Here is a 24164-nt window from a genome sequence, read left to right on the forward strand (position 1 = left end):
GGTTTAGTTTCCCCGGTAGTCTCGGCGAAGGTAATGGAGACTACCGGCGGTTGCTTCTCTTTATCATGCACGGTAATTAATTATCACGATCACCAGCGCCAGGATGGTATGCTAAATCCATTCAAAATCCCCTGGATATGGATTGGAGGGCGCATGGTTATACCTGAGGTCAGGCAGGAGAGGCTCTATCAGAAGATAGCCAACCTCATCATTAAGCTGATCAATGATAATATTTTTCCACCGGGAACTTTTTTACCGCCAGAACGCGAACTGGCAAAACAGCTTGGCGTGAGCCGCGCCTCCTTGCGAGAAGCCCTTATTGTACTGGAGATCTCCGGATGGATCGTGATTCAGTCCGGTAATGGGGTTATCGTTTCAGATAAAAAACACCTTGCCAGCGACTATACCATCGAAGAAATTCTCTCTACTCGCGAGCTGGTCGATAGCCATTGTGCGCGCTTAGCCGCACAAAACGATAACGTTGACGTCATCAACCAAATAGAGGCGATTTATCATCGTATGGATCAAGCCATTAACGATAATAACGTCCACGGCTTTTACTCGCTGGATAAAGAGTTTCACCTTGCGATCTCTGAGGCCAGCCGTAACCGGGTGTTGTTCGATATGTCCCGTATGTTATGGGAACAACGGATTAATATCCCTTATGCCGGGCTTGATGAGCAGTCTGGAGACAGAAATGTTTTACTTAATCTGAACAAACAACATAAAGCGATAGTGGATGCGATGCGACAGTCTGATGCTGACAGCGCCTATGAGGGATCGCTGGAACATTTACGCTATGTGAGAAAGATTGTCGGCGGCTAATTTTGTCGATGAATAACACCGCATGGCGGTCATGCCATGCGGTGGAGCTTGCCGTAAATCAATGGAAAACAGCATTAATCTTTAAGTAGCGCTCCGGATAGCGATCAAGTTCTTTAACTGCATCAGGGATCTCATCAAGATTGACGACCTTACTGACAACATCTTGCGGATTAATCTCCAGCGTAGACAGCATACGTAATGCCTCATCAAATTCACCGGCACTGGTGCGGGAACCGCGTAAATCCAGTTCTTTATAGGTGATCAGGTTCGTCGGCAGCGACGTTTCCTGTTTTGGCCATCCGGTAAACGAAATACGACCAGCAAACGATGCTAAATCAAGCGTATTTCGAATAGCGCTATTTGCGCCGGAGGCTTCTATCACGACCTGCGCCATGGTGCCGTGGGTGATATTTTTAATAGCGTCGATAACCTGATCGTCAGCGGCGTTCAGTACATAAGGAACGCCAAGCTTTTGCGCATAGCGTAACCTTTCTTCCACAATATCGATCAGAATAGGCGTTGCCTTGTAATGTCGCGCGCTTAATGCCGCCATAAGACCAATGGCCCCCGCGCCGATGATGGCAACATATTCCCCGGCCTTAACGTTTGCCCGGTGCAGCGCGTGCAGAGCGATGGTCAGCGGTTCTGCCAGCGGCGCCATTTCAGAAGGCACGTTATCTGGAATTTTATGAATTAAATGTGCGGGATGAGTAACCACCTCCTGCATTGCGCCATCGACATGCACGCCAATGACGTTTAAATTTTCACAACAGTTAGTTCTGCCGACAGAGCAAGGGTAGCAGTGACCACAATAAATATAAGGGTCAACAATCACGCGGTCGCCTTTTTTAATATTGTCCGGCATTCCGGTGCCTTCCTGAAGAACAATTCCGGTCACTTCATGCCCAATAATTCTTGGGTAAGTAACCAGTGGGTTCGTTCCACGAAAAGCCCCGATATCCGATCCGCAAATGCCTGCAGCATCAACCTTAATTAATACTTCATTTTCTTTCTTATGGGGATAATCCACCCAGCGGGTTTCAACTTCACCAGGCTTATTAATGAACACAGCTTTGACTTTCATTGGCTTTGAATCCTTTACTTTTTACAAACACGAAGACCAACAGGCTTGAAACGATAGCGATAGCACCAGCCAGATAGAACGCATAGTCATATTTACCGCTAAATTGAACGATAAAACCGGTGACAAGCGGGCCGATAATGCCGGATATATTAGCCAGGCCATGCATGGCTCCGCCGACGCTCCCTACCTTATCTTTATGAACAACATCCTGAATAACCGCCCAATAAATTGGGCCTGTTAAATAGAGCAGGAAGAGTGAAACTGACATGAGCGTAATTGCGCTACTAATAGTGCTAACGGTACCGGAAACGGCAACACATACCGCTGCGCCTGCCAGACATACGCCCAGAATAAGTCGACGTGAGAGCAGAGCATTACCGGTAATCCGATAAATTACATCAGAACAGACGCCGCCGAGCACCATACCAATGGCACCGATGACCCAGGGAATTACCGTGGCGATACTAATTTCTTTAATATCGAGATGTAACGAATGGTTCAGGTAACTTGGGAACCAGGTCAGGAAGAAAAAAAGAATATAGTTGTAGCTGAAAAAAGCCAGAGTTGTCGCCCATACCATTGGTTGTTTCATGTAATAGCCGAGTGAAGGTGTAGCCCGGCCATCATCAGATAAAATAACGTCCTCATGATTTTCAAAATCAATGCGTTCTTCCGGCGCCAGGCGTTTACTCATTGTTGGCTTATCGCTAACGATAAAGTACCACAGCAGTACCCAGACCAGGCCAAATAAGAAAATAATGCCAAATGCGGGGCGCCAGCCTAAGGATAACGCCAACAGGCCCACAATCGGCCCGGACACCGCGCCGCCGAGCGGGGAACCGGCGCTAAAAATTCCGATCGCCGTGGCAGACTCCTTTCGGGAAATCCAGTTATTGATGATTTTATTTCCGGCAGCGCTGACCGGTCCTTCAGCCATACCGAAAAGAACGCGCACGATAAGCATTGTCCACAATCCGGTGACCAAACCAGTTAAGCCACAAAATACAGACCATAGTAACGCTGCGATGAGAAAAACCGTTTTTGGCCCAACTTTATCGCTGGCCCAGCCACCAATAAAATTAAACAGGGCGTATCCGATAAAAAACGCGCTGAAGATCATCCCCATCTCCGCGGCGTTAAATCCTAACTCCTTTTCGATCAAGGGGGCAGTTATCGACAATGCTGAACGATCCATATAGTTGAGCATGTAAACTATAAATAGAAGAAAAACGATAAGCCATCCCATTGTTTTTCTTTTCATGATTAATCCTCTTATTGTGGTCTAGCGGCCTGACCACAATATTTTAAGGTTATTTTCAAATCACCTCTCTTATGGTTAGAACGTGATCAATATAACAAAAATTTATCGCAGAGGATTCCTTGTCATCGCAAGCGTGATGGATTAAATCATTTAAAATCAGCTAATTACTTGAAAATTTAATCGGGACTATCGTTTTCCCCTAATCCACGCCCCGGTAACGTTTGACATGCGGCGTTAACGGAAGGTGGCGCTGTCTGTGGGTATTTTTCATCGGGCGTAATATAAACCTGACTCGTAGCGACATAGCCATCATTAAAAGTTGCTTCGATATAGGTAGCTTCCCAACCTGTCTTCGGTTCATTTAGCGTAATACTGATCTTATTGTTGGCGGGAATATCTATTGTAAGCGGCTGATAGCGGATGCCACAGGCATAACGAAAATCACGCGCATTTGGATTGTTGGCTGTCCAGCGAACGACTTTTACCGGCGCTTCTGAGAAATAGACCGTAAGAAGATGGTGGTGAATAAGGCCGATCAACTGCGGTAATGTTTTTTTACTTTGAAACCGGTTAATAAATGGAACGAGGCTTCCTTCAGCGAACTGGTTAATTGAGTAGTGGTTCATATTAGGCACTATACGTAATGATTTTACGCCAGGAAGTTTGCTATAATAAAAGCGAGTATTGTCTGGTACGAAAAAATCATCGCCGCTTGCATTAATAATATATTTCGGTATTGCAAGGCGGGGTTGATAAATAGTGTTGAGATATCTTAGCGGATCTATTATTTGCCTTAGCTGGGTAAATGTGGGGGATTTTATTTTCTCATCTATGCCTTGCTGGTAGTAGGGGTAGAATGTAATGGGCCAATTTCCACCGTATGATTGATAAATATGCTCAAGTGAAGCATCAATATCAAGTAGATCAATGGCGAAGGGAACAATTGCTTCAACATCAGGATCGGCAATAGCTGACAACCAGGTGGTCCACCCACGCTTTGAAATACCTGTAATGATAAAGGAATTTATATTCCATTGCGTTAACTCCTTTTTTGCTAATCTCATCGCTTGCGATATGGCAGTGACCATAGGAATATTTAAAGGCATTAACTCGCGTTGCTCCGGCGCTTCCATAAATAATGCCCAGCTTCGGGAAACGCTCTCGTCCTCTTTCAGTGGTTTTTTATCATCCTGAAAGGTTAAATATTGGTTAGGTATATCACTCACTGATATTACGATGGTATTCGTATCACGGGCGATGCTTGCCAGTGTTTCCTGGGGGAAATCACCAGCTTTACTGGGGATTTGTACGCCTTTTTCATAATTAATTCCGTTGTTTACAACCACCAAAGCATGGTGCTCTTTTGCCGTTTCAGGGATATAAATATCAATGTTATGTCGCCATTGCGCAGGGGTTACCATGTCATCTGGCGACCAGTGTTGCGATAATAATTCATAGTGTCTGACTACCACCTGTGCTAATGGAGCTATATTAATCAAAGTATATTTTAGCGGTGTGCCTGAAATCTGCTCCCGGTAGTCGGGGAGAACATGAGACAAATCACACTCCGGGCTGTTTCGACAAAAGAAGATGTTGTTATGAAGTAGTGTATAAACTTTTGTAGAAATAAAAAACAGTACGATAACAACGAGATATATTTTTTTCATGCTTTCCCCGCGCGTTACAAGGGCAAATGCCAGCCAGCATAATTTCCATAAATACCTCTTAAACATTCAATATAAGTACAATACTTTTGATAAATAAGGGAAGAAGGGAACAATAATGTTTGTGACGTTGTCACATTATTCTGTTTCTGGTTTCACTATTAGCGGTGAACTTTTTGAAAGGTAAATCATTGCCGTCACCAGACCAATAATGGCGACAGAGATAGCTATACCGATCCAGACGCCATACAGAGCATAACCCAGGACAAATCCGCCCAATACGGGGGATATAAAATCAGCGATTGCGATTAATGCCTGCGCCGTTCCGATGACGATACCTTGTCGGGCAGGCGATACATGGACGGACAAGGCGGCAAGATAAGTGGGTTTGGCTAGCGCATCAGCGATGCTAATACAAACGATAGCAAAAACAAGCACAGGTATGGTCGTGGCGATACCCGCAGTGAGAAATCCAGTACAAAGAAGGGCGAAGATGAGGATAATTAGCTTTCGCTCCGAAAAATATTGGCTCACCCAACCTAACAGAAATAGCTGAACGAAAATATTAATAACCCCGTCCGCCATTAACAGATAGCTTAACGCTTTTGGCCCAAAGGGAAGCCCATTCCAGATGAAGGTGTCAGAAAGAAAAACAGGTAATTGTGAAGAGTACATGCCATAGGCGAAGAAATGACAAAGCATTACGATGATTAAGACGCGAAGGACTGGCATCTTTAAAATAGCGCGGGCAGAGAACGACGCTATTTTATCTGTGGTACGTGATGTTGTGGAAGGGTCTTTTAACCCCCAAATCGCGACCAGGGCAGCCCCAAGGACAAGTATAAAGGCGGCGTAGATCGGCGCACCCAGACTGATACGCGATAGCCACCCCGAAACGCCTGCCCCGACAATACCGCCTAAACCAATGCAGCCTGTGAGGATACCGATTGCCTGGCGCCGATTTCTGACGTGCGTACAATCGGCAATATAGGCTGCGGCGGCTGACAAATTCCCGGCGCTAATGCCAAAAAGAGTGCGGGCGAGCAGGATAAACAGGATACATTGCGCGTTGGCGAGTAATAGTAAACTTATCGCCGCAATAGCCAGCGTGACAATCAGTATTCGCTTGCGGCCAACGCGATCGGAAAGGTGGCCAATCAGGGGCGCCGCACAAAATTGGCTAAAAGCCTCAGTGGCGATGATGATTCCAATGATAAGCGGCGAACCGCCCATCTCGCGGATATAAAAAGGCAGTACCGACATTACAGCCGCTGTACTGGCGGCGTAAAGGCCGACAAGCAGGAAAACAGGCAAAATACGCCGCTTGTTGAGCGGGGTGATAGTTTCGCTGTCGGTGTTCTCATAGACATTAGTATTCATCTTTAATCCCTATGGCAAAACGAGAGAGATAATTTTCAATATCGTTGCTCTGTTTGCCGTGAAAGAATGCGCCGACATAGCCATCGGGTCGGATCAGCACGCATTGACCCGGGGCCAGATGATAGGACTCCCGGAAGTGCCCCAGGGTATCGATGAGCTCGTCCTGCTCGCCAATGTGATGAATACGCAGACCTCGCCGCGCATCGATGACCTTACCGTGGGTTTCGTAGGCCAACAGATTCCAGTCCGGACCTTGTAGTAACTGAAATAATCGTAATGATTGGCCGCCGGCGCCCAAAAGAGGAGCATCCGGCGCTCTTTCTCCCGCTTGTAACCCATGCTGACGTTCGGGCAACGTGTGGGCTAAGGGGGAGTTGGTATACTGGATGTCAAGTTGTTGAACGTCGCGTTCTCGTTTGATGCCGCCCTGTTTTTGAGAGTCAAGTAATCGGGTAGAAAGGTGTAGCAGTGATTCGGCTACCGGGCGGCGTTCCTGTTCATAGCTATCGAGAAGCTCTTCTCCTGCGCCCCGCAGCGAGGCTGCCATTTTCCATCCCAGGTTATAGGCATCCTGGATGCTGGTATTTAACCCTTGCCCACCCGTCGGCGGATGCACATGAGCGGCATCACCGGCTAAAAATACCTTACCCACACGGTAATGTTCCGCTATGCGCGCATTCATCTGGTACTTCGATACCCAGGGAATCGAATGGATGCGAACATCCGTCCGCCCGATTCGTTCAGTAAGAAAAGCCGTGAGCACGTCGGCTGAGAAATTCTGCGAGTCGTCCGGGGCCAACAATGCCTGGATTTGAAAGAGCTGCGTGCCGGCGAGAGGGCAAATCGTTATCATCCGCGCCATATCGCCATCGTTAAAATGGTGCCATACATCCCGGTTCAGACCGGAAAGCGAAGCGTCAGCCACAAGCGCATGGATTCCCAACGTACGACCGGGGAAGCTGACGCCTAATTTCTTTCTGACAAAGCTTCCGCCGCCATCCGCGCCTATCAAATAATGCGCGATGATGACCTCTTCTCCAGCCGGCCCGGCAACATACGCGGTGACCGTGCGTGGGGTTTGCGCAAAATGCCGTAACTCGCAGCCGAACTCCACCCGATGTCCCCACGCTTTTAATTGCTCTCGCATAATCGTTTCTGTCACGTTCTGTGGAACCATCAATGGCAGATGGTAGGGTTCGGCATGGGTCGGTTTTGTATGATGCGCAATATCTGAATCTACATAGCTTCCGTCGTGACGGTAGGTTCGTAATCGGGGATAGAGCCCGCCGGCGGCGACCACTTTATTGAGTATTCCAAGATCCTCGAAGATTTCTTGCGTTCGCGCCTGAATACCTTTACCGCGAGAACCGATAAAAGGCGTCGTTCTTTTCTCAATCAGGCGAAATGAGACCCCGTGACGCGCCAGTTCGATGGCTAAAGTAAGCCCGGTAACGCCAGCGCCGCAGATCAGTACATCTGTAGTGGTGTATCTTGTCATCGTCTCTCCGATATGTGTATTATGCACATAAGAGGAGACATGCTATGTCAGAAAATAAAAATGTGCAAGATACACATATTTCCGAGCAAATGAAGGCGCTTCACGGTGCGTTGATTCGCGTGGTGAGCGCGCTTAACCGGCCTCGTAATGATGAGAAATTAATTGCAGAGGCGGGGATTCAACTCGATCGTGCGCTATTTTCGATCCTTATTAGTATCGAACGTTTAGGGCCGATTGGCGTTGTTGAGTTAGCCGAACGTGCCGGTCGTGATTATACGACGGTGAGCCGACAGGTCGCCAAACTGGAGAAGCTGGGATTGATAATACGGCAACATAATGCCATCGATCGTCGTATACGCGAGGCCGTTATCTCCCGGACAGGAAAGGCGATGACGGAGCGTATAGACGCTGCTCGAGAGCAAATGGGCAAAGTTGTTTTTAAAGACTGGCCTCAGGAGGAACTTGATGTCTTTGTTCGGTTAATGCAAAAGTTTGCCGATGCAATGGATAGCGATGCTTCAATGCCGGAATAAGCAAAAGAAAAGGGCGGTCAAATCCGATCGTCCAGGCTAATATCGGTATCTGACATTGATTAAATAGCCAGCAAAGTAAATATAATAACAACATTTATTGAGTTAATTTTCACCCTTTGAAAGGCCAACGTATACTGCAGAATACGGCTATATAACAATCGCCGTATCAATGGTTTTTCAAAGGGTAAATATATGCTTACCGAAAAATATGATTTTCGCATTACCGATCAGATGACTATCCCACTCAGACCTCATTGGATAGCCAATGATTCATACAGGGAAAAGTGTAAAATGCTTGTCCTCAACCGGAGTAAAGGGGAAATTCATAAGGTAGACTTTAGTAAATTAACAGATTATATCAAAGAAGGTGATGTAATCTGTTTTAACGACAGTACTATAATAAACCATATGTTTATCTGTAAAACAAGACAGAATAGGTTAATTAAAATTGTTTTAGAGGGATTTTTACCAAATAATAGAATAATTATTTCCGGACTTTTAAAAGAAAGGCTTAACGCGAATGATGTTTTCTATTTGGTTGATAACCCTGAAATTTCCATTAAGGTAGAGCAAAAGTTTAGCGAGGAGAGCCAGTACCGGGCCGTTGTAGAAAATCATGAGACCTTAATTTGCTATTTAGCCAGTCATGGTGAGCGTCTTGATGAGTATGTGGATTCCAGCTTGTTTTATAAATATCCAGATGCTTACCGTTCCGTTTTTTCTAAAAAGTATGGTTCTTTGGAAATACCTTCTGCCGGCATTCATTTTACCTGGGATCTTATCCAAAGAATCAAAGATAAAGGTGGGTTAATATCTTTTATTACTTTACATGTTGCATCAACAGAAATGTTGTCCAACAGAAAAATACAAACAAAATGTGTAGAGGAAGTGACTATCAACGAAGAATACTACGAGGTTCCGCAAGCAACAGCGGATATCATTAATACTGCGAAGCAAAATGGCGGACGTATTTTTGCCGTAGGAACTACCGTTACACGATGCCTGGAATCCGCGTATTCGAGGGAGCACAATTGCCTCAAAGCAAGTTCTGGCTGGACTGCGCTTTATATACATCCAGGCTATCAACTGAAAGTGGTTGACTGCCTGCTAACGAACTTACATCAGCCAAAAACGACGCATATGGTGTTAACCGGTCAGTTTGCTGGGGTTGATCTACTCATGAAGGCCTATGCCTCAGAAGATATCCAGTCATGTCAGTTCGATATGTTTGGTGATTGCATGTTAATCATACAGGATGAAGGGTAGGGATGAATAAAATAAAACCGGTACACATAATGCTACCGGTTTTACCGAGAATAAGCATCAGGGGATTCGGGCAATAACCTTTATTTCAAAATCAAAGCCGGCCAGCCAGCTAACGCCAACAGCGGTCCAGTTAGGATAAGGGGGATGGGCAAATATCTCCTGTTTCACCGCCATCACGTCGTTAAGTTGTTGCTCTGGATCGGTATGGAAGGTGGTGACATCCACTATGTCATCGAATGTGCATCCTGCTGCAGTCAGTGTTGCTTTCAGGTTTTCAAAAGCAAGCCTCACTTGTTTTTGAAAATCAGGCTCCGGCGTGCCGTCTGTATGACTGCCTACCTGGCCTGAAACAAACAGTAAATCACCAGAACGGATGGCTGCGGAATACCCATGTTCCTCATACAGAGAATGGCGGTCAGCAGGAAAAACCGCGATACGTTGCGTCATAATGTTATCCTCAGATAGCGTAAACACTTCGGGCGGGAATAAAATGAATGTCACATACACAACGTAGGTCATAGTTTCATATACGTGGCATATGTCAAGGTGCCGTCACATAAAAGAACTGGGCCTGTTTGTCGTATCGCTTGACGGGAAAGAGAGCATTTTCTGAGTGATTAGCTTCTGTGTCGTGTCATTTTGTAGACGGCATCATTTTCACGCTTTCCAACACCAATGACAGTTACCGTGATAATTTCATCTTCGACGCTGTACACCAGTCTGTATCCTGCACCACGCAGCTTAATTTTGTACTGATCCTTTCTTCCATGTAATTGAGAAGCCGGAACCCGAGGGTTTTCAAGCCGTTCCCTTAGCTTTTTTTTAAACTGTTCCTGTATGGTATGACCCAGTTTTTTCCACTCTTTTAGTGCTGATTCGTTAAATGCCAGCTTATAAGTCATCAATGTTGACCTCAATGACGCGTTCATTCGCACGCTCATCGATAATACGACCGAGTTCTTCATCCTCAAGAATATCCATAAGATGAGCATAAAGTGCCGGAGGCACACAGTAGAAAGCCGGTTCATTACGGTTAAGAATGGCAACTGGAGCGCCCTCTCCGGCATTGAAAGTTCCCATTGGATCACGTTTCAGTTCTGTAATGCTTGCTGCAGTAGTCGTTAAAATTTGAAATGCCATAATTTACCTCCTGGTTGATGACTAAATATAGCACCTTTAATAGTACTAATAAAAGCTTCCTTCACGAAGGGGATTCAGCTCCAGCCCGGTCAGTGATGCGGGCAGCTGACGGTTTTTTCAAGGCTAATTTCAGATGTCCAGAACCTAACATTCATCTGCATATTCATTACTGCGTCCACTGAAGAAATCACACAGATCCGGAATTCCTTTACCTGGTGCAACTGAAACGTCAGGGCGTTGCATTCCATACGTTCTTGGATAGAGCTGGAATTAAGCAGATTGCCTGGAAGTTCAGATCAGACATCGCACGTTCCAAACAGGAGATGCCAAAACACGGATTCAGGTAGCTCTGAATGAATGAAGCTAATGGTTAAATTCTTGTGCATTAATAGAACGTGAAAATTCATTAACTAATTAATTTAAAACGTCTTTTTCTGAGTTACTCCATGCTGATAAAAAATAGTTAAAAGCTTTTTTGTGAACTCAGACTCAAATTTCAACGACTCTGGTTGCGTTAATCGCGTGGTCGGGAGTAACTTTTAGACAAGTTGAACATAGTTGTATATAGACAAGTATACCTGTCATCAGTTTAAATCCTTAAACATTGACAGCCATTATGAGGCCAAGTGTTATGTCTTTGAATTCCAGACTCGAACCCGAACTCATTCTCCTGAATGAAGCCCCCCTGGACAGAAATATCCTTTTCAATTCTGTCAGTAACTTATTGCTTTCAAAGAACTATGTAGAAAAGAGTTATCCGGAGGCATTGATCGCCCGGGAAGAAAATCACCCCACAGCAATGCAGTTGGAAAAAATGGGGGTTGCGATCCCTCATGTCGATGTTGAGCATGTCCGTGAAGAAAAACTGGTTGTGGTCACCTGTCCTGAAGGTATCGAATTCAATCAGGCTGAAGATCCCGACTCCACCATGAAAGTGAATGTCATTTTCTTTTTACTGCTGAAGGAAAAAGATGCGCATCTTGAATTTCTGATGAAGCTAATTTCGCTTTTTCAGCGCAGCAATGAAATGGACCAAATTCTTTGGGCGAAATCAAAGGATGACGTTATGGAACTTCTGGCAAAGAATCTTTATTAAAAATTCTAAGCTTGAGTTTTTTATTACCCCATTACCCTAATTAATATCTGGAGTCTGAAATGAACAAAAAAATTATCTTCGCTTGTACTAGTGGTATTGCGACTTCTGCGGTAGCAACTGAAAAAGTAGTTCAGTTCTGCAAAACTCAAGGGATTAACGTTGAGCCAATACAGTCGAATATTGGCACAATTGGTAAACAGGATGGCATGGCCGATTTAATTATCGTGACATCGGCGGTTAAAACAGAACTGAAGACGCCCGTTCTTAATGGCCTTCCTCTGCTGACAGGATTTGGCGAAGAAGAGTTGCTGGAAAAAATCGTAGCCATCCTGAAAAAATAAAGGTGAGCATGATGGATAAAGTATTTTCCGCCGTCCAGTATATTCTGGGGCTCGGTCCGACGGTCATGTTGCCGATAATTATATTTATCATGGCAATGTGTCTTCAGACCGGTTTTAGCCGGGCAATACGCTCGGCGCTGACCATCGGCATGGGTTTCATCGGTATCTTCCTGGTTTTTGGCTTACTGGTCGACAGTCTGGGGCCAGCAGCCAAAGAAATGGTCAACCACACTGGAATCGATTTACCGGTTGTAGACCTGGGTTGGACTCCACTGGCAGCTATTGCATGGGCTTCTCAGATCGCGCCGTTTGTTGTACCTATGACGATTGGTATTAACGTTTTGATGCTGACGTTGAACTGGACCAAGACGGTTGATATTGATGTCTGGAACTTCTGGCATTTCTCGATGGTTGGCGCCATGGTTTACGGGGTAACCGGTAATTTCTTCTTTGGCCTGCTTATTGCCGGTGCCACAGCAGCGATTACGTTTGTGATGGCTGACTGGTGTGCCCCGATGATTCAGAAATATTTCAATCTACCGGGAATTTCCCTGCCAACTTTATCATCGGTTATTTTCTTCCCGATCGGTGTGTTAGGTAATATGGTGCTTGATAAAGTACCGGGCATCAACAAACTGAATGCCGATCCAGATCAGATCCAGAAACGTTTTGGTGTCTTTGGCGAGCCGATGATGTTAGGGGTTATTCTGGGAGCGGGGATTGGCCTGCTGGCAGAATACGATTTCAAAGGCGTCCTTAACCTGGCGATGAGTCTGGGGGCCGTGATGTTGATTATGCCCCGCATGGTTAAGTTACTGATGGAAGGTCTATTGCCTCTGTCAGACGCCGTGCGTAGCTTCCTTAAGAAGCGTTACCCTGATCGTCACGATTTGTATATCGGCCTGGACATCGCCGTTGCGGTTGGGCATCCGTCCGTACTGTCCACAGCACTCCTGCTGATCCCGGTCGCTGTATTGCTATCCGTGGTTCTGCCGGGTAACCGCTTGCTGCCACTGGGTGACCTGGCGAACATCTGGGTACCGATTTCCATGGTAGTGCTGGCCTGTCGTGGCAATATTGTCAGAGCATTTATCATTGGTATTCCATGCCTGGCAGTGAATTTGTATGTGGCTTCAGCAGCAGCGCCGATACTGACGAAAATTGCCCGGGATATGAATTTCCCAGTGAAAACAGGCGGTGAAATTTCTAGCCTGCTGGACGGTGGTAACCCGTATCGTTTCTGGGCAGTCAAAATCTTTGAAGGAAATACCATTGCCCTGGTGCTTATTCCCGTCATCTTCCTGTTGTGCCTGTGGCTATATCGTGTCACCAAAAAACAGCTAAAAGCAGACGAGATAGCAGAAAATGAAGCAATCTCGACTGATATTCCGGTAGCAAAATAAGCCTGTCTATTCAGAAGCAGAAAGTTCTGCTTCTGAATCAAACAAACGTTGTCCCTTGCAAAAAAAAGGGGAGAGTGATGTATACGATCGGGATCGATATTGGCACGACCAATTGTAAGGTGTGTTTGTTCGAAATTCCTTCTCTGGAATTAATTAATCAGTACAGATTTGAGACGCCCAAAATTGAAGACGGAGAAAATACTGATTTTAATGTTCGCCTCATCTGGGAAGGCGTTCTTTATGGCCTCAAAACAATAACCAATAATCTGGGTGATGCAGAGCAAATTCGTGCAGTAGCGGTCGCCAGTGTTGGCGAAGCCGGTGTCCTGCTTGATAATAATGATGATGTTGTGGGCCCGGCACTGACCTGGTATGACACCCGTCCGAAACAGCAGTTGGAAAACATTATTTCTGCCATGGATATAGAGCATATCTATGAAATTACAGGTATCCCTGCGCATTCAAATTACAGCATCAACAAAATTAAGTGGTTGCAGGATAATATCAGCAGTGTCCACGAAGGCTGGAAATGGTTATGTCTGGCGGAATATATTGCCTTCAAATTATCCGGCGTGAAACGCTCGGAATATTCCCTGGCATCACGGACGATGGCATTAAACATCACTGATATGAACTGGGATGAGCAGCTCATTCATGCGGCTGAACTTTCTCCTTCTTTATTCAGTCCGTTGGTCCAGGCCGGGGTGGCGATTGGTACCGTCACATCTGATGTTTCTGAACTGACTGGATTGACTACGCATACCCATGTCGCCATCGCAGGGCATGATCATATGTGCGGTTCCGTAGCGGTGGGACTGACCCGTGAAGATCAGATCCTTAATTCAACAGGAACGACGGAGGGATTACTGGTGGTGACCGAATCGGTCAATAACTCCGGACGTTTTTTCCGCGCCAGAGTGTCTAATGGTGTGCATGTGCTTCCGGGGCTTCATTCCCTTTATGCCTCACTGCCTTCTGCCGGGTATGCCATTGAATGGTTCAGAAACCTTTTTGAATTGGATATGTCCGCATTCCTGAGAATGGTGGATACCCTGCGTAACGAGCAGGATATGGCTGTGGCCAGTGCGCTTGACGGTATCTTTATACCCCATCTGCGGGGCAGCGGTCCCCCGGACAGAAATACCTGGTCCCGGGCATTAATTTACGGTCTTGATGATAAATCCCGACCGCAGGATGTTTTGCGCTTTGTGTTCCAGGGATTGTGTTTTGAACTTCGCAATCTGCTGGATTTATACGAAACGCTGACAGGGAATAATTACCCTGTAGTGAATGTGATTGGCGCTGCCTGCAAAAACCCATACTGGTTACAGCTTAAGGCCAATATTCTTAACCGGGAAATCGTGGCATGTAATGTCAATGAGGCCGTGAGCAAAGGGGCCGCCATGCTGGCTGCGAAAGCTGTCGGTGTGGAAGTGGAGTGCCTGCCCGGAACAAGTGAAGAACAGACCCGACGCTACCTGCCGGAGAGTGATGCCGTGACTCACTATCAGGCAATTTACACTCAGGTCTACAAACCGCTTTATGAATCCAAGATGCGTACTGAGCGTCTCTGCAATGGAGTTAACTAATGAAAGCCAGTGTTTACTACAGTAAAAATGATATCCGCTATGAAGATGTTGAGGAGCCAGAAATTGGCGACGGGGACATGCTCATCAAAATGCATTCCTGTGGCTTGTGCGGTACTGACATTCATAAAGCGCAGCACCAGACGGTGACCGGTCCGATTATCCTCGGTCATGAAGTATCGGGAGAAGTGGTGAAAGTTGGCAAGGATGTTACACGCTACCGGGTTGGCGAACGTGTAGTGACTGCCATTCATGTTCCCTGCTTTAACTGCCATTACTGTGACAGGGGGTTCTTCACTCTGTGTGATCAGTTCAAGAAAACGAATCTGGAACCCGGTGGGTTTAGTGAGTTTATTCGTATCCCGCGCCAGCATGTTGAACATCTGACGCATCGTATTATCGACAGTCTTGACTGGGACCGGGCAGCAATGATTGAGCCTGTTGCCTGCTGCTTACATGGTCTGAAATCTTCCAACATTCATCCAAAAGATACGGTGCTGGTTCTGGGCTCCGGGACCATTGGGCTGGTCAGCGCTCAGCTAGCGGCGCTGAAAGGTGCCTCGACCGTGATTGTTTCTGACCTTTCCCGGTTCAAGCGTGAACTGGCACTGAAGGTGGGAGTAACCCACGCGATCGACCCGGCAAAAGAAGATATTGAAACCCGCGTGGCAGAAATCACTCAGGGTAAAGGTCCGGATGTCGTCATCATCGCCGCCGGGGTCTCGTCACTGGTTTCTCAGGCCGTGAACGTTGTACGTCGCGGGGGAAGAATCGTTGTGTTCTCACCATTTGATAAGAATCCTGTCGTAGAAATTGATGCTGGCAGGTTGTTCCGCGACGAAATTTCAATCGTTGGCACTTATTCACTGACGCCATATGACATGAAGGAAGCGATTGAGATTGTGGAAAAAGACAAAATCAATACGAAGGACATGATCACTCATACCTGGCCACTGTCCCGTATTGCTGAAGCAATTGATTTTGCTTCCAATCCGGACAATGACGTACTGAAAGTCATTATCAAAGCTGACGAATGACGGATGTGCCTCTGTATGCCTGTGCAGGGGCTCTCATCTCAACAGAATGTAAAGGTTAACGTATGGTTTTTAGTGTGTGAGCTGAAACTGTGAAGTAGGTCATATAGTTAATTTTTTAAAAACGCTGTACTATCAGGAGTTGTTCATACTTGTATACAGATGATCTAAACACGGGAGAAGCATCACATGAGTACCATACTGCAGGATTCTGAAGTTCCATTATATATGCAGGTTTCAGAATGGGTTCGCGGAAAAATTTATAAAGGTGAACTGGGTAAAGGGGACAGGATCCCGTCTGAAAATCAGATCATGGAAATCCTACAGGTCAGTCGGGGCACGGTAAAGAAAGGTGTCACCATGCTGGTAAATGAAGGGTTACTGGTTCAGGTGCAGGGAAAGGGGACCTTTGTTAAAAAGGAAAATATCTCCTACTCACTTGGCGAAGGGTTGCTATCTTTCGCTGAATCGCTTGAAAGCCAGCACTTATCTTTTACGACTGAGGTTATTGATGCTTACATAGAGAAGGCGTCAAAAGGGGTAGCTGCAAAGTTACAGATAGAACCTGGAACACCCATTTTTTATCTTAAGCGTATCCGGAGTGTGGATGGGGAAAGGGTTATGTTAATTGAAAACAGAATCAATATTTCGCTGTGCCCGGGAATAACTGAAGTTGATTTCAATAAGCACAACCTGTTTCAGACTGTCGAAGCCATGACGGGACGAAAAATTGAATATTCGGAAAGCCGCTACGCTGCAAAAATTGTGGGCAGCGAACGAGGACACTATCTGGAAGTTAATGAAGAAGCGCCAGTGCTTCATCTGGAACAACTGGTATTCCTCGATAATCACATGCCATTTGATTTCGGTAATGTCTGGCTGAAATCAGATAAATATTATTTAGGTACTGTACTTCAACGAAGAAAGAGGTAAATCTTATGCCATTAGTAAACGGTAATATTCTGCTTGATCGCATTCGTGAAAAACGTGTTCTGGCAGGTGCATTCAATACCACTAATCTGGAAACAACCATTTCTATCCTGGACGCAATTGAGCGTTCAGGATTGCCTAACTTTATTCAGATTGCACCAACAAACGCAAAATTGTCAGGTTATGATTATATCTATGAAATCGTACGGAAACGCGCTGCGACCATGGATGTGCCAGTCAGTCTTCACCTTGACCATGGTAAAGAGCTGGATGATGTTAAGCGGGCTGTTCGTGCCGGCTTCACATCCGTGATGATTGATGGTGCAGAGTTGCCGTATGAAGAAAATATTGCGTTTACTAAAGAGGCTGTAGATTTCTGTAAATCGTTTGGCGTACCTGTAGAAGCGGAACTTGGCGCGATTCTGGGTAAAGAAGATGACCACGTCAGCGAAGCGGACTGTAAGACGGATGTTAATCAGGTTCGTCGTTTTGTGGAAGAGACCGGATGCAGCATGCTGGCGGTCTCCGTCGGAAACGTTCACGGACTGGAAGATATCCCGCGTATTGATATCCCTTTATTACAGGAGATTGCCAAAGTATGTCCGTGCCCGCTGGTTATTCATGGAGGATCCGGGATCGATGAAGCTATCATCCGTAGTTTTGTGAAATATAATGTTGTTAAGCTTAATATTGCCAGTGATCTGCGTAAGGCATTTATTACCACTGTTGGGCAAGCCTGGACGAAAAATAACAACGAAGCGAATCTGGCAAAAGTAATGTCGGGAGCGAAAGAAGCTGTGGAAGCAGATGTCTACAGTAAAATTTTGATGATGAACAAGGCATCCTGACACTTTTTCTTTTAATTCAACAAGTAGAGTTGGATGTAAAAATGATTCGAGAAAATATTCGTGTTGTAAACAGCACGGGCCTGCACGCACGTCCTGCTGCCACATTTATTAAAACACTAAAAAAATATGAGTCTTCTGTTACGCTTATTAATAATGGTAAAGAAACCGTTATTAAAGGTCTGATGAGTGTATTAGGAGCCGGAGTAAAAGGAAAGTCCAGTATTGAAATCATCTGCGAGGGTCCTGACGAACAAATTCTGATGGATGAAATAAAAGAATTATTTGCCAGTGGCTTTGGCGAAAAAGAAGAATAACCCCCTTTATTTCCGGGAAAATTTATATCCCTGACTGGTCTCAATTTATCCCTGAAAGGGAGGTAATGCTGTGGCTCAAAAATATTTACAACGGATTTTACTTGTCAATGATGACGGTATTGATGCGCCGGGAATTAAATTGCTTGAACGTGTGGCAAAACAACTTGCTGCTGAAGTCTGGGTAGTAGCACCTGCAACTGATAAAAGCGGCGTGGCTAACTCTGTCAGCCTCAGGGAGCCTGTCCGAGTGGAACAACGAGCGGAGCGCCGGTATGCCGTGCATGGTACTCCGGCTGATTGTGTCACGATGGCAGTTCGGCAGTTGATGAAGGAATGTCCTCCGCAGCTGATATTGTCAGGGATTAACAATGGTTCCAATATCGGTTTTGAGACAGTTCTTTCCGGGACGGTCGGGGCGGCAATTACTGGCCTCTTGCTCGGTGTTCCGTCGGTTGCGTTAAGTCAGGACAAACGACCTGAGGATGCTGTGAACTGGCGAACCGCAGAAGCATTTTGTCTGCCCGTACTGGATACGTTAATAAGCCGGGGATTGTCTACTGACTGTTGCCTGAGTATTAATTTCCCTGATCTGCTAATGGAAGAAATCAAGGGAATTAAAGCCACGCGCCAGGGTATCGGCAAGGTGAAAGGATTACAGGTTCTTCCCACAACAGATCCACACGGAGAAAATTATTACTGGATCCGCGTGGAACATGGGGTCACCGAGTTTCCTGAACATAGTGAGGCCGGTGCGGTTTCAGAAGGATATGTGTCTGTGACGCCTTTAATGTTTGAGAGAACAGCCATGGAAAGCTGGCATCAGCTGTCCATGGATCTGAATTCAACGCAGTAGTCCCTGGTATGGCCGGTACGTTTGTCGTTGTCGCCCTTTAGGGGGCGACATTTACTCAAACTCGTGTGTTTAACCTGATACAGAAGCGAGATCACGATGAAGGCACTGAATTTGTATGGTGTACAGGATGTCCGCTATGAAGACGTGCGGAAACCTGAAATTGAAAAAGAAAATGATGTTCTGATTAAAGTAAATACAGCGGGTATATGTGGGTCTGATATATCTCGTTTCGGGAAAATAGGATCATATAATCCCGGTCTGACATGGGGGCATGAGTTTTCCGGTATCGTGGAGAGCACGGGGAGGGGGGTTACATCGGTCAGCAAAGGCGACCGCGTTACGGCCTGTAACTGCTTTCCATGCTTCCATTGCGACTACTGTAAACAGGGAAATTATGCCCGGTGTACGGATATGAAGGTACTGGGAGGCCAGGTCAACGGTGCTTTTGCTGAATATATTCGAATGCCTGCGGAGAACGTCCTGAAATTACCCGATTCGATGGACTTTGCGACAGCAAGCTTTATTGAGCCATCCAGTGTGGTTGTGCATGGCATGCGGCAAGTTGATATCAAGCCGGGTAGCAGTGTGGCCATTGTCGGGTGCGGGACTATCGGCTTACTTGCCGTTCAATGGGCAAAAATCTGCGGTGCGGGGGACGTGTTCGCATTTGATACCGACGAAGCTAAACTCGCGGTCGCGACGAAAACAGGGGCAACGGAAACTTTCTGCGTCAAAGATGAAAACTATTTATCCCGGTTCCATGAAATCACCTATGACAAAGGTGTCGATATCGTTTTTGAATCATCTGGTAATGCTGCTGGGATTGGCTCATCGCTGCTTCTGGCGGCAAAAGGCGGCGCGGTAGTACTGATGGGCATCCCTTATGGTGACGTTGCTTTACCCCGGCTGAATTTTGAAAAAATTGTGCGTAATGAACTGAAAGTCATTGGTTCCTGGAACTCTATGTCTGCACCGTTTCCTGGAAAAGAATGGCAGACATCCATCCATTATCTCAGTTCTGGAAAGATTGATGTATCCCCATTGATTACCCGGCAGGTTCGGATGGAAGATGTTCCATCACTTTTGCCAGAGCTTTACAACCGAAAATCGTTTTTCGTTAAGGTCCTGATCAACGTTGAAGCGTTATCCTGAGGAACGTGTGGAAGATTGCATTTCTCATCATCACTCTTGTTTTATATGGGAGTATCATGAAACCGCTGCATGAGCTTCTTATTCTGAATCATTTTTATTACTGCTTTCTTTTGGCGATTAAACTCAGAAAATGCAATCTTCCCTCGGTGAATGATATTCCTGAACCAGTTTGATGAATTCAAGTGTCCGCCCGAGGCGTTTGTTGTCCACGATAGCGCCCTGGTCGATTTCCTGGAGCCGATCACAGGTGGAGTAGGGAAGAACAGCGTCATTAAGGCGGAGTTCTTTATGACCATCCGGGTAGTGCCAGACCTCGATATACTTCCCGATAGCCCTGCGGCTTAACTCATCATACCAAAGGCTGATTCAGTCTCACCAAAGCGGAGGTGCATCAGGTGACCGATAGCATCATCAATAAAAACAAGCAGGCAGCATTTCGGCGCTCGTCCTTCAAACGCATTGCCAGGGGAAGCGATAAAATATGGTAAGTGATACTCTTGAACAGCGGATTTATGAACTGGTAAGAAGCCATGATGGAATTTACCTTTTTAAGAAAAAAGAACTGACACCGTCAACAGATTTGGATTCAGATCTGCGGTTGGAAGATGATGAAGCACTGGCATTGATGGATGATTTTTTTACGACATTCAATGTAGATAAAGGGAATTTCTCGATCACAACATACTATCCGCCAGAACCACCGCTAAAGCATTTGCTTAATCCGTTTCGCAAAAACGATATTCCTCAGGTGCCGGAGTTCACGATAGGTATGCTCATTGCGTCTGCCAGGGCTGGTCGCTGGTTGTATGACTGACTGATTCACGCTTGGGTGCTGCTTTTCGCCTTCCGCTATTATGGTGCGCATAATGTATATTATGTTAAATTCACCAGAACATTTAAAAGACATGTTAAGGCGGCTGGATTCGTGCATGTCAAAAAACTTCTGGCCCATAAGTTTGATCCCTTCCCTGCCGTGACGCTGCGTGAATTCTGTTGATTTGCACCCGCTATCCTGCACATGATTTCACGCAGCATACGCCGCGCAGGCATAAAAAAACCGGCCATTGTGACCGGTTCGTCACTGTCAGTATGTCAGTCCAGGATGAAATCGTCGCGCAGCGCATCAGCGAGCGCCCACGGCATTTCAGACGGAAAACTCTTTTCACGCGCTGCAGATAACACGGCATCGCCGTAGGACTCAACAGCCATTTCCGACAGTTCCCGTTTTAATCACGGGCTTTTTTCCAGACGACGGGCAATTTTCCTGCGCTGCGCTGACATGGACTAAAAAATCAATGGGAACCTCATTTCATGAGGTTTGATTATTCACTGTCTGCCAATGTCTTGCATTCATACTCGCCACCTACACTGGCGGCGGTCAAACATAATTCATCGGTTATCAGTTCGTATTTTAACGTCGCGCCTGGCATGACCTGCACATGCGTAACCGTATCGCCTGGCCTGTTTGTTTTTGTATACGACGCCGCCGAACATCCAAAAAGGTTGCGAAGAATTGGTAGCGATTTTACAAATGGCATGTCTTACCTCAATCACCCGGTAAAAGTCATATATCGATAGCAGTATGTTACTCCAGATGAAACAAGCAGCTCAGAAAGGGATATGTTCCAGCAGACAGGAATGTTATAAGGAGCTTCCCCCTTCGACACAAATAATGGTTGAGGACTGAGAACAGATGCAGCTGAATATGCTGGAAGCCATGAATATTTATGTCAATGTGGTAGAGCAAGGGAGCTTTATCCGCGCGGCGGAGGTGCTTGAGCTGCACCGCCCTGCTGTTACCCGCGCCGTTCAGAATCTGGAACATGATCTGGGCGTTAAGCTCCTGCATCGTACAACACGACAGGTCAGTATGACGGATGAAGGGGAAGAGTTTTACCAGCGTTGCCTGTCGCTCTTAAGCGAGCTGGACGACGTCCGGCGATTATTTTCCAGCACGCAACCGCCGAAAGGCCGCCTGCGCCTTGACGTCCCTATTACGCTCGCCCGGGCAGTCATCATTCCGGCTCTTGGAGATTTTCAGAACCGATACCCGGATATTGAGATTGTACTTGGCACGTCCGATCGCAAGATTGATTTGATTGCCGAGCGTGTGGACTGCGTCATACGACTTGGTGAGCTTAATGACTCCAGTTTTGTTGCCAGACGTCTGGGAACGGCAGCCATGGTGACTTGTGCTGCGCCATCTTATCTTGCGAAGCATGGCACGCCGCACTCTATCGATGAGCTGATGAAGTCCCACCGGGCTGTAAATTTTTTCAGTAATCACAGCCTGCAGATAATGGAGTGGAAATTCACGGTTGATGGCAGTATCGCGTCAATAAAAATTCCCTCCAGCATCCTGGTAGACAATTCAGAAGCGTTTCTTTCATGCGGGCTTGCGGGGTTGGGTGTTCTACACGGATTGCGTCCGTCTCTTGCACCCTTTATTGCCAGTGGAGAGCTGACAGAGATCCTCACTGATTTCCCGCCCCCGCCAAAACCGGTTTCACTGCTTTACCCGGATCGTCGGTATCTGGCACCTAAAGTCCGCGTATTCATCGACTGGCTGTGCGAGGTTTTTGGTCCGGATGCACATCTCTGATAACGCTCTTTCGTGCATATCCGACCTGACTATTGTTACTTTATCAGTAATTCTGTTTTAAAGATTGGATGGTTTTTCGTAACAATAAAGAGGCTTAAGATCTTCTTCAGATTAATTAACTACCACAGTCGCCTAAAAGGCTGGCTGAAAATTTGTTCGAAGGAGATCACGTCATGAAGTACAACCGTATCTGCCAGATCCTGGGTATCGAAAAACCTGTTATACAAGGCCCACTGTCCTGGCTTACCGATGCAAGACTGGTTGCAGCCGTAAGCAACGCCGGTGGTTTGGGTGTGCTTGGCCCAAATGCGGGCTTAACAGCGGAAACTGCTGTATCAACGCCTGAAGAAACAGCAGAAAAAATGCGTGAAGAAATTCGTAAAACCAAAAAACTTACCGAAAAACCATTCGGGGTGAACCTTATTCCAACCCCTGAAAACGACATCTGGACTCCGCCTATCCTACAGGTAATAAAGGAAGAGGGAGTAAAAGCTGTTGTTTATACCGGTTACGGAGAAGGAGCTATTATCACTTCGCTGTTTAATGAACTAAAAGCGTCGGGTATTGCAATTATTTACCGCGATATTAATCCGACACCTGAAAATACACGTTTAGCGGAAAAAGCCGGTGCCGACATTATTGTTGCAACAGGTTTTGATGAAGGTGGCACATTGCCTGGCACCGCGCTTGGCACCTTTTCGATCGTGCCGCTGATTGCGGACTCGGTGCAAAGTGTTCCCGTCATGGCTGCAGGCGGGATTGCCGATAGCCGTACCGCCCGTGCTGCCCATGCGCTGGGAGCAGAGGGTGTCTTTGCTGGTTCGGTGTTTATTGGGACAGAAGAAAGCCGTGTGCCGCAGTCAGTAAAGGATAAAATCATTAATGCTAACGGCCTGGATTTGCTGCTTTTCCGTACCCTGCCAGATTACTACCGCTCACTTCCTGGCAAGCTGGCTGACAAGCTCGTGTCGATGGATAAAGCTGGTGCAAGCAATGAAGAACTGGCCCAGACGATGGGAGGTTTACGCGGGTTGCGTATCGGCATGCTGGAAGGTAATATAGATGAAGGATACATTGCGCTGGGCACGGGCATCGGAAATATCCGCAGCATCAAGAGCGTAGCTGAGGTCGTGAACGAGCTGGCCATTTGTTAAGGACAGTACTGACTGCAAAAACAATCGAACTTTGCGAAACGGCCTGGCGCGCAGCGGCCCTCTGACACAAAATGTGGTAGTGTTTTCAGACATTGAAACGCCATAGGCTGTATTCCTCCCCTACCCTGTGACTACCGGCTCACCACCGGACAAGCCGCTGTGCTTATCAGCAAAGCCGAAATGATTGTTTGAGTAACTTT

The 24164-nt window shown here is 46.4% G+C and carries 24 protein-coding genes and 2 pseudogenes; 16 read left to right on the forward strand and 10 right to left on the reverse strand.

Going from position 1 to position 24164, the window contains the following annotated elements:
* Window positions 1-33: 33 nt before the first annotated feature.
* A complete protein-coding gene (locus tag ACLJQJ_RS06320) occupies window positions 34-825 on the forward strand; it encodes a FadR/GntR family transcriptional regulator (RefSeq protein WP_001518759.1) in 792 nt (263 codons plus the stop codon).
* A gap of 58 nt (window positions 826-883) precedes the next feature.
* Here the strand turns inward: ACLJQJ_RS06320 and ACLJQJ_RS06325 are convergent, their stop codons facing one another.
* From ACLJQJ_RS06325 to ACLJQJ_RS06345, 5 genes are all read right to left on the reverse strand, one after another.
* A complete protein-coding gene (locus tag ACLJQJ_RS06325) occupies window positions 884-1909 on the reverse strand; it encodes a zinc-binding alcohol dehydrogenase family protein (RefSeq protein ID WP_000864935.1) in 1026 nt (341 codons plus the stop codon).
* A complete protein-coding gene (locus ACLJQJ_RS06330; RefSeq protein WP_063809227.1) occupies window positions 1884-3170 on the reverse strand; it encodes an MFS transporter in 1287 nt (428 codons plus the stop codon). Before ACLJQJ_RS06330 ends, ACLJQJ_RS06325 begins: the two co-directional genes overlap by 26 nt.
* 176 nt (window positions 3171-3346) lie before the next feature.
* Complete coding sequence (locus ACLJQJ_RS06335) at window positions 3347-4903, reverse strand: PhoPQ-activated pathogenicity-related family protein (RefSeq protein WP_074182147.1); 1557 nt, start codon at window positions 4901-4903, stop codon at window positions 3347-3349.
* Between the two features lie 69 nt (window positions 4904-4972).
* Complete coding sequence (locus ACLJQJ_RS06340; RefSeq protein WP_063809229.1) at window positions 4973-6214, reverse strand: MFS transporter; 1242 nt, start codon at window positions 6212-6214, stop codon at window positions 4973-4975.
* A complete protein-coding gene (locus ACLJQJ_RS06345) occupies window positions 6204-7712 on the reverse strand; it encodes an FAD-dependent oxidoreductase (protein WP_063809230.1) in 1509 nt (502 codons plus the stop codon). The genes ACLJQJ_RS06340 and ACLJQJ_RS06345 overlap by 11 nt, the downstream gene beginning before the upstream one ends.
* Window positions 7713-7756: 44 nt before the next feature.
* On the opposite strand from ACLJQJ_RS06345, the gene ACLJQJ_RS06350 reads away from it, so the two are divergent.
* Together ACLJQJ_RS06350 and ACLJQJ_RS06355 are read left to right on the forward strand one after the other, a co-directional pair.
* A complete protein-coding gene (locus ACLJQJ_RS06350; RefSeq protein WP_001293635.1) occupies window positions 7757-8245 on the forward strand; it encodes a MarR family winged helix-turn-helix transcriptional regulator in 489 nt (162 codons plus the stop codon).
* Between the two features lie 192 nt (window positions 8246-8437).
* Window positions 8438-9511 (forward strand): S-adenosylmethionine:tRNA ribosyltransferase-isomerase, encoded by a 1074-nt coding sequence (locus ACLJQJ_RS06355; protein WP_063809231.1) that lies wholly within the window; start codon window positions 8438-8440, stop codon window positions 9509-9511.
* A gap of 57 nt (window positions 9512-9568) precedes the next feature.
* Here ACLJQJ_RS06355 and ACLJQJ_RS06360 read toward each other — a convergent pair whose 3' ends face one another.
* The 3 genes from ACLJQJ_RS06360 to ACLJQJ_RS06370 all read right to left on the reverse strand — a co-directional run bounded on the left by ACLJQJ_RS06360 (window position 9569) and on the right by ACLJQJ_RS06370 (window position 10651).
* Window positions 9569-9958 (reverse strand): RidA family protein, encoded by a 390-nt coding sequence (locus ACLJQJ_RS06360; RefSeq protein WP_023206403.1) that lies wholly within the window; start codon window positions 9956-9958, stop codon window positions 9569-9571.
* 170 nt (window positions 9959-10128) lie between these two features.
* Window positions 10129-10413, reverse strand: a complete 285-nt coding sequence (locus ACLJQJ_RS06365) for a type II toxin-antitoxin system RelE family toxin (RefSeq protein ID WP_000221343.1) — start codon at window positions 10411-10413, stop codon at window positions 10129-10131.
* Window positions 10403-10651: a type II toxin-antitoxin system Phd/YefM family antitoxin gene (locus ACLJQJ_RS06370; RefSeq protein WP_000885426.1), complete on the reverse strand. Its 249-nt coding sequence runs from the start codon at window positions 10649-10651 to the stop codon at window positions 10403-10405. Before ACLJQJ_RS06370 ends, ACLJQJ_RS06365 begins: the two co-directional genes overlap by 11 nt.
* Window positions 10652-11282: 631 nt before the next feature.
* Here ACLJQJ_RS06370 and ACLJQJ_RS06375 point away from each other — a divergent pair.
* From ACLJQJ_RS06375 to ACLJQJ_RS06420, 10 genes are all read left to right on the forward strand, one after another.
* On the forward strand, window positions 11283-11747 hold the full coding sequence (locus ACLJQJ_RS06375) for a PTS sugar transporter subunit IIA (protein WP_072275481.1): 465 nt from the start codon (window positions 11283-11285) through the stop codon (window positions 11745-11747).
* A 59-nt stretch (window positions 11748-11806) separates the two neighbouring features.
* Window positions 11807-12088, forward strand: coding sequence for a PTS sugar transporter subunit IIB (locus ACLJQJ_RS06380; RefSeq protein ID WP_023218025.1), 282 nt, complete (start codon window positions 11807-11809; stop codon window positions 12086-12088).
* An 8-nt stretch (window positions 12089-12096) separates the two neighbouring features.
* A complete protein-coding gene (locus tag ACLJQJ_RS06385) occupies window positions 12097-13491 on the forward strand; it encodes a PTS galactitol transporter subunit IIC (protein ID WP_024147325.1) in 1395 nt (464 codons plus the stop codon).
* A gap of 77 nt (window positions 13492-13568) precedes the next feature.
* Window positions 13569-15080 carry an FGGY-family carbohydrate kinase gene (locus tag ACLJQJ_RS06390; protein WP_023231843.1) on the forward strand — a complete coding sequence of 504 codons (1512 nt, stop codon included), beginning with the start codon at window positions 13569-13571 and terminating at the stop codon, window positions 15078-15080.
* Entirely contained in the window at window positions 15080-16114 is a 1035-nt protein-coding gene (locus ACLJQJ_RS06395) for a zinc-dependent dehydrogenase (protein ID WP_023218028.1), read from the forward strand. The genes ACLJQJ_RS06390 and ACLJQJ_RS06395 overlap by 1 nt, the downstream gene beginning before the upstream one ends.
* A 186-nt stretch (window positions 16115-16300) precedes the next feature.
* Window positions 16301-17044 carry a GntR family transcriptional regulator gene (locus tag ACLJQJ_RS06400; RefSeq protein WP_023218029.1) on the forward strand — a complete coding sequence of 248 codons (744 nt, stop codon included), beginning with the start codon at window positions 16301-16303 and terminating at the stop codon, window positions 17042-17044.
* A gap of 5 nt (window positions 17045-17049) precedes the next feature.
* Window positions 17050-17889 carry a class II aldolase gene (locus ACLJQJ_RS06405; protein WP_023218030.1) on the forward strand — a complete coding sequence of 280 codons (840 nt, stop codon included), beginning with the start codon at window positions 17050-17052 and terminating at the stop codon, window positions 17887-17889.
* Window positions 17890-17930: 41 nt separating this feature from the next.
* Window positions 17931-18203 (forward strand): HPr family phosphocarrier protein, encoded by a 273-nt coding sequence (locus ACLJQJ_RS06410; RefSeq protein WP_023218031.1) that lies wholly within the window; start codon window positions 17931-17933, stop codon window positions 18201-18203.
* A 70-nt stretch (window positions 18204-18273) separates the two neighbouring features.
* Window positions 18274-19056: a 5'/3'-nucleotidase SurE gene (gene surE / locus ACLJQJ_RS06415; RefSeq protein ID WP_063809232.1), complete on the forward strand. Its 783-nt coding sequence runs from the start codon at window positions 18274-18276 to the stop codon at window positions 19054-19056.
* Window positions 19057-19152: 96 nt separating this feature from the next.
* Window positions 19153-20208, forward strand: a complete 1056-nt coding sequence (locus ACLJQJ_RS06420; protein WP_063809233.1) for a galactitol-1-phosphate 5-dehydrogenase — start codon at window positions 19153-19155, stop codon at window positions 20206-20208.
* Between the two features lie 159 nt (window positions 20209-20367).
* On the opposite strand, the pseudogene ACLJQJ_RS06425 reads toward ACLJQJ_RS06420, so the two are convergent.
* A pseudogene (locus ACLJQJ_RS06425) lies at window positions 20368-20556 on the reverse strand (ISNCY family transposase); the annotation flags it as partial.
* Window positions 20557-20689: 133 nt separating this feature from the next.
* Here ACLJQJ_RS06425 and ACLJQJ_RS06430 point away from each other — a divergent pair.
* The gene (locus ACLJQJ_RS06430) at window positions 20690-21022 is read left to right on the forward strand and encodes a DUF1493 family protein (RefSeq protein WP_023241922.1); all 333 of its coding nucleotides are present in this window, start codon (window positions 20690-20692) and stop codon (window positions 21020-21022) included.
* A gap of 278 nt (window positions 21023-21300) precedes the next feature.
* Here ACLJQJ_RS06430 and ACLJQJ_RS06435 read toward each other — a convergent pair.
* Window positions 21301-21489: pseudogene (locus ACLJQJ_RS06435) on the reverse strand (DUF29 family protein).
* 412 nt (window positions 21490-21901) lie between these two features.
* Here ACLJQJ_RS06435 and ACLJQJ_RS06440 point away from each other — a divergent pair.
* Window positions 21902-22810, forward strand: coding sequence for a LysR family transcriptional regulator (locus ACLJQJ_RS06440; protein WP_001176641.1), 909 nt, complete (start codon window positions 21902-21904; stop codon window positions 22808-22810).
* A gap of 173 nt (window positions 22811-22983) precedes the next feature.
* Window positions 22984-23964: an NAD(P)H-dependent flavin oxidoreductase gene (locus tag ACLJQJ_RS06445; protein WP_063809235.1), complete on the forward strand. Its 981-nt coding sequence runs from the start codon at window positions 22984-22986 to the stop codon at window positions 23962-23964.
* The last annotated feature ends 200 nt before the right edge of the window (window positions 23965-24164 follow it).

The organism is Salmonella sp. SAL04202 (genome assembly GCF_046550775.1).
Classification (GTDB): Bacteria; Pseudomonadota; Gammaproteobacteria; order Enterobacterales; family Enterobacteriaceae; genus Salmonella; species Salmonella enterica.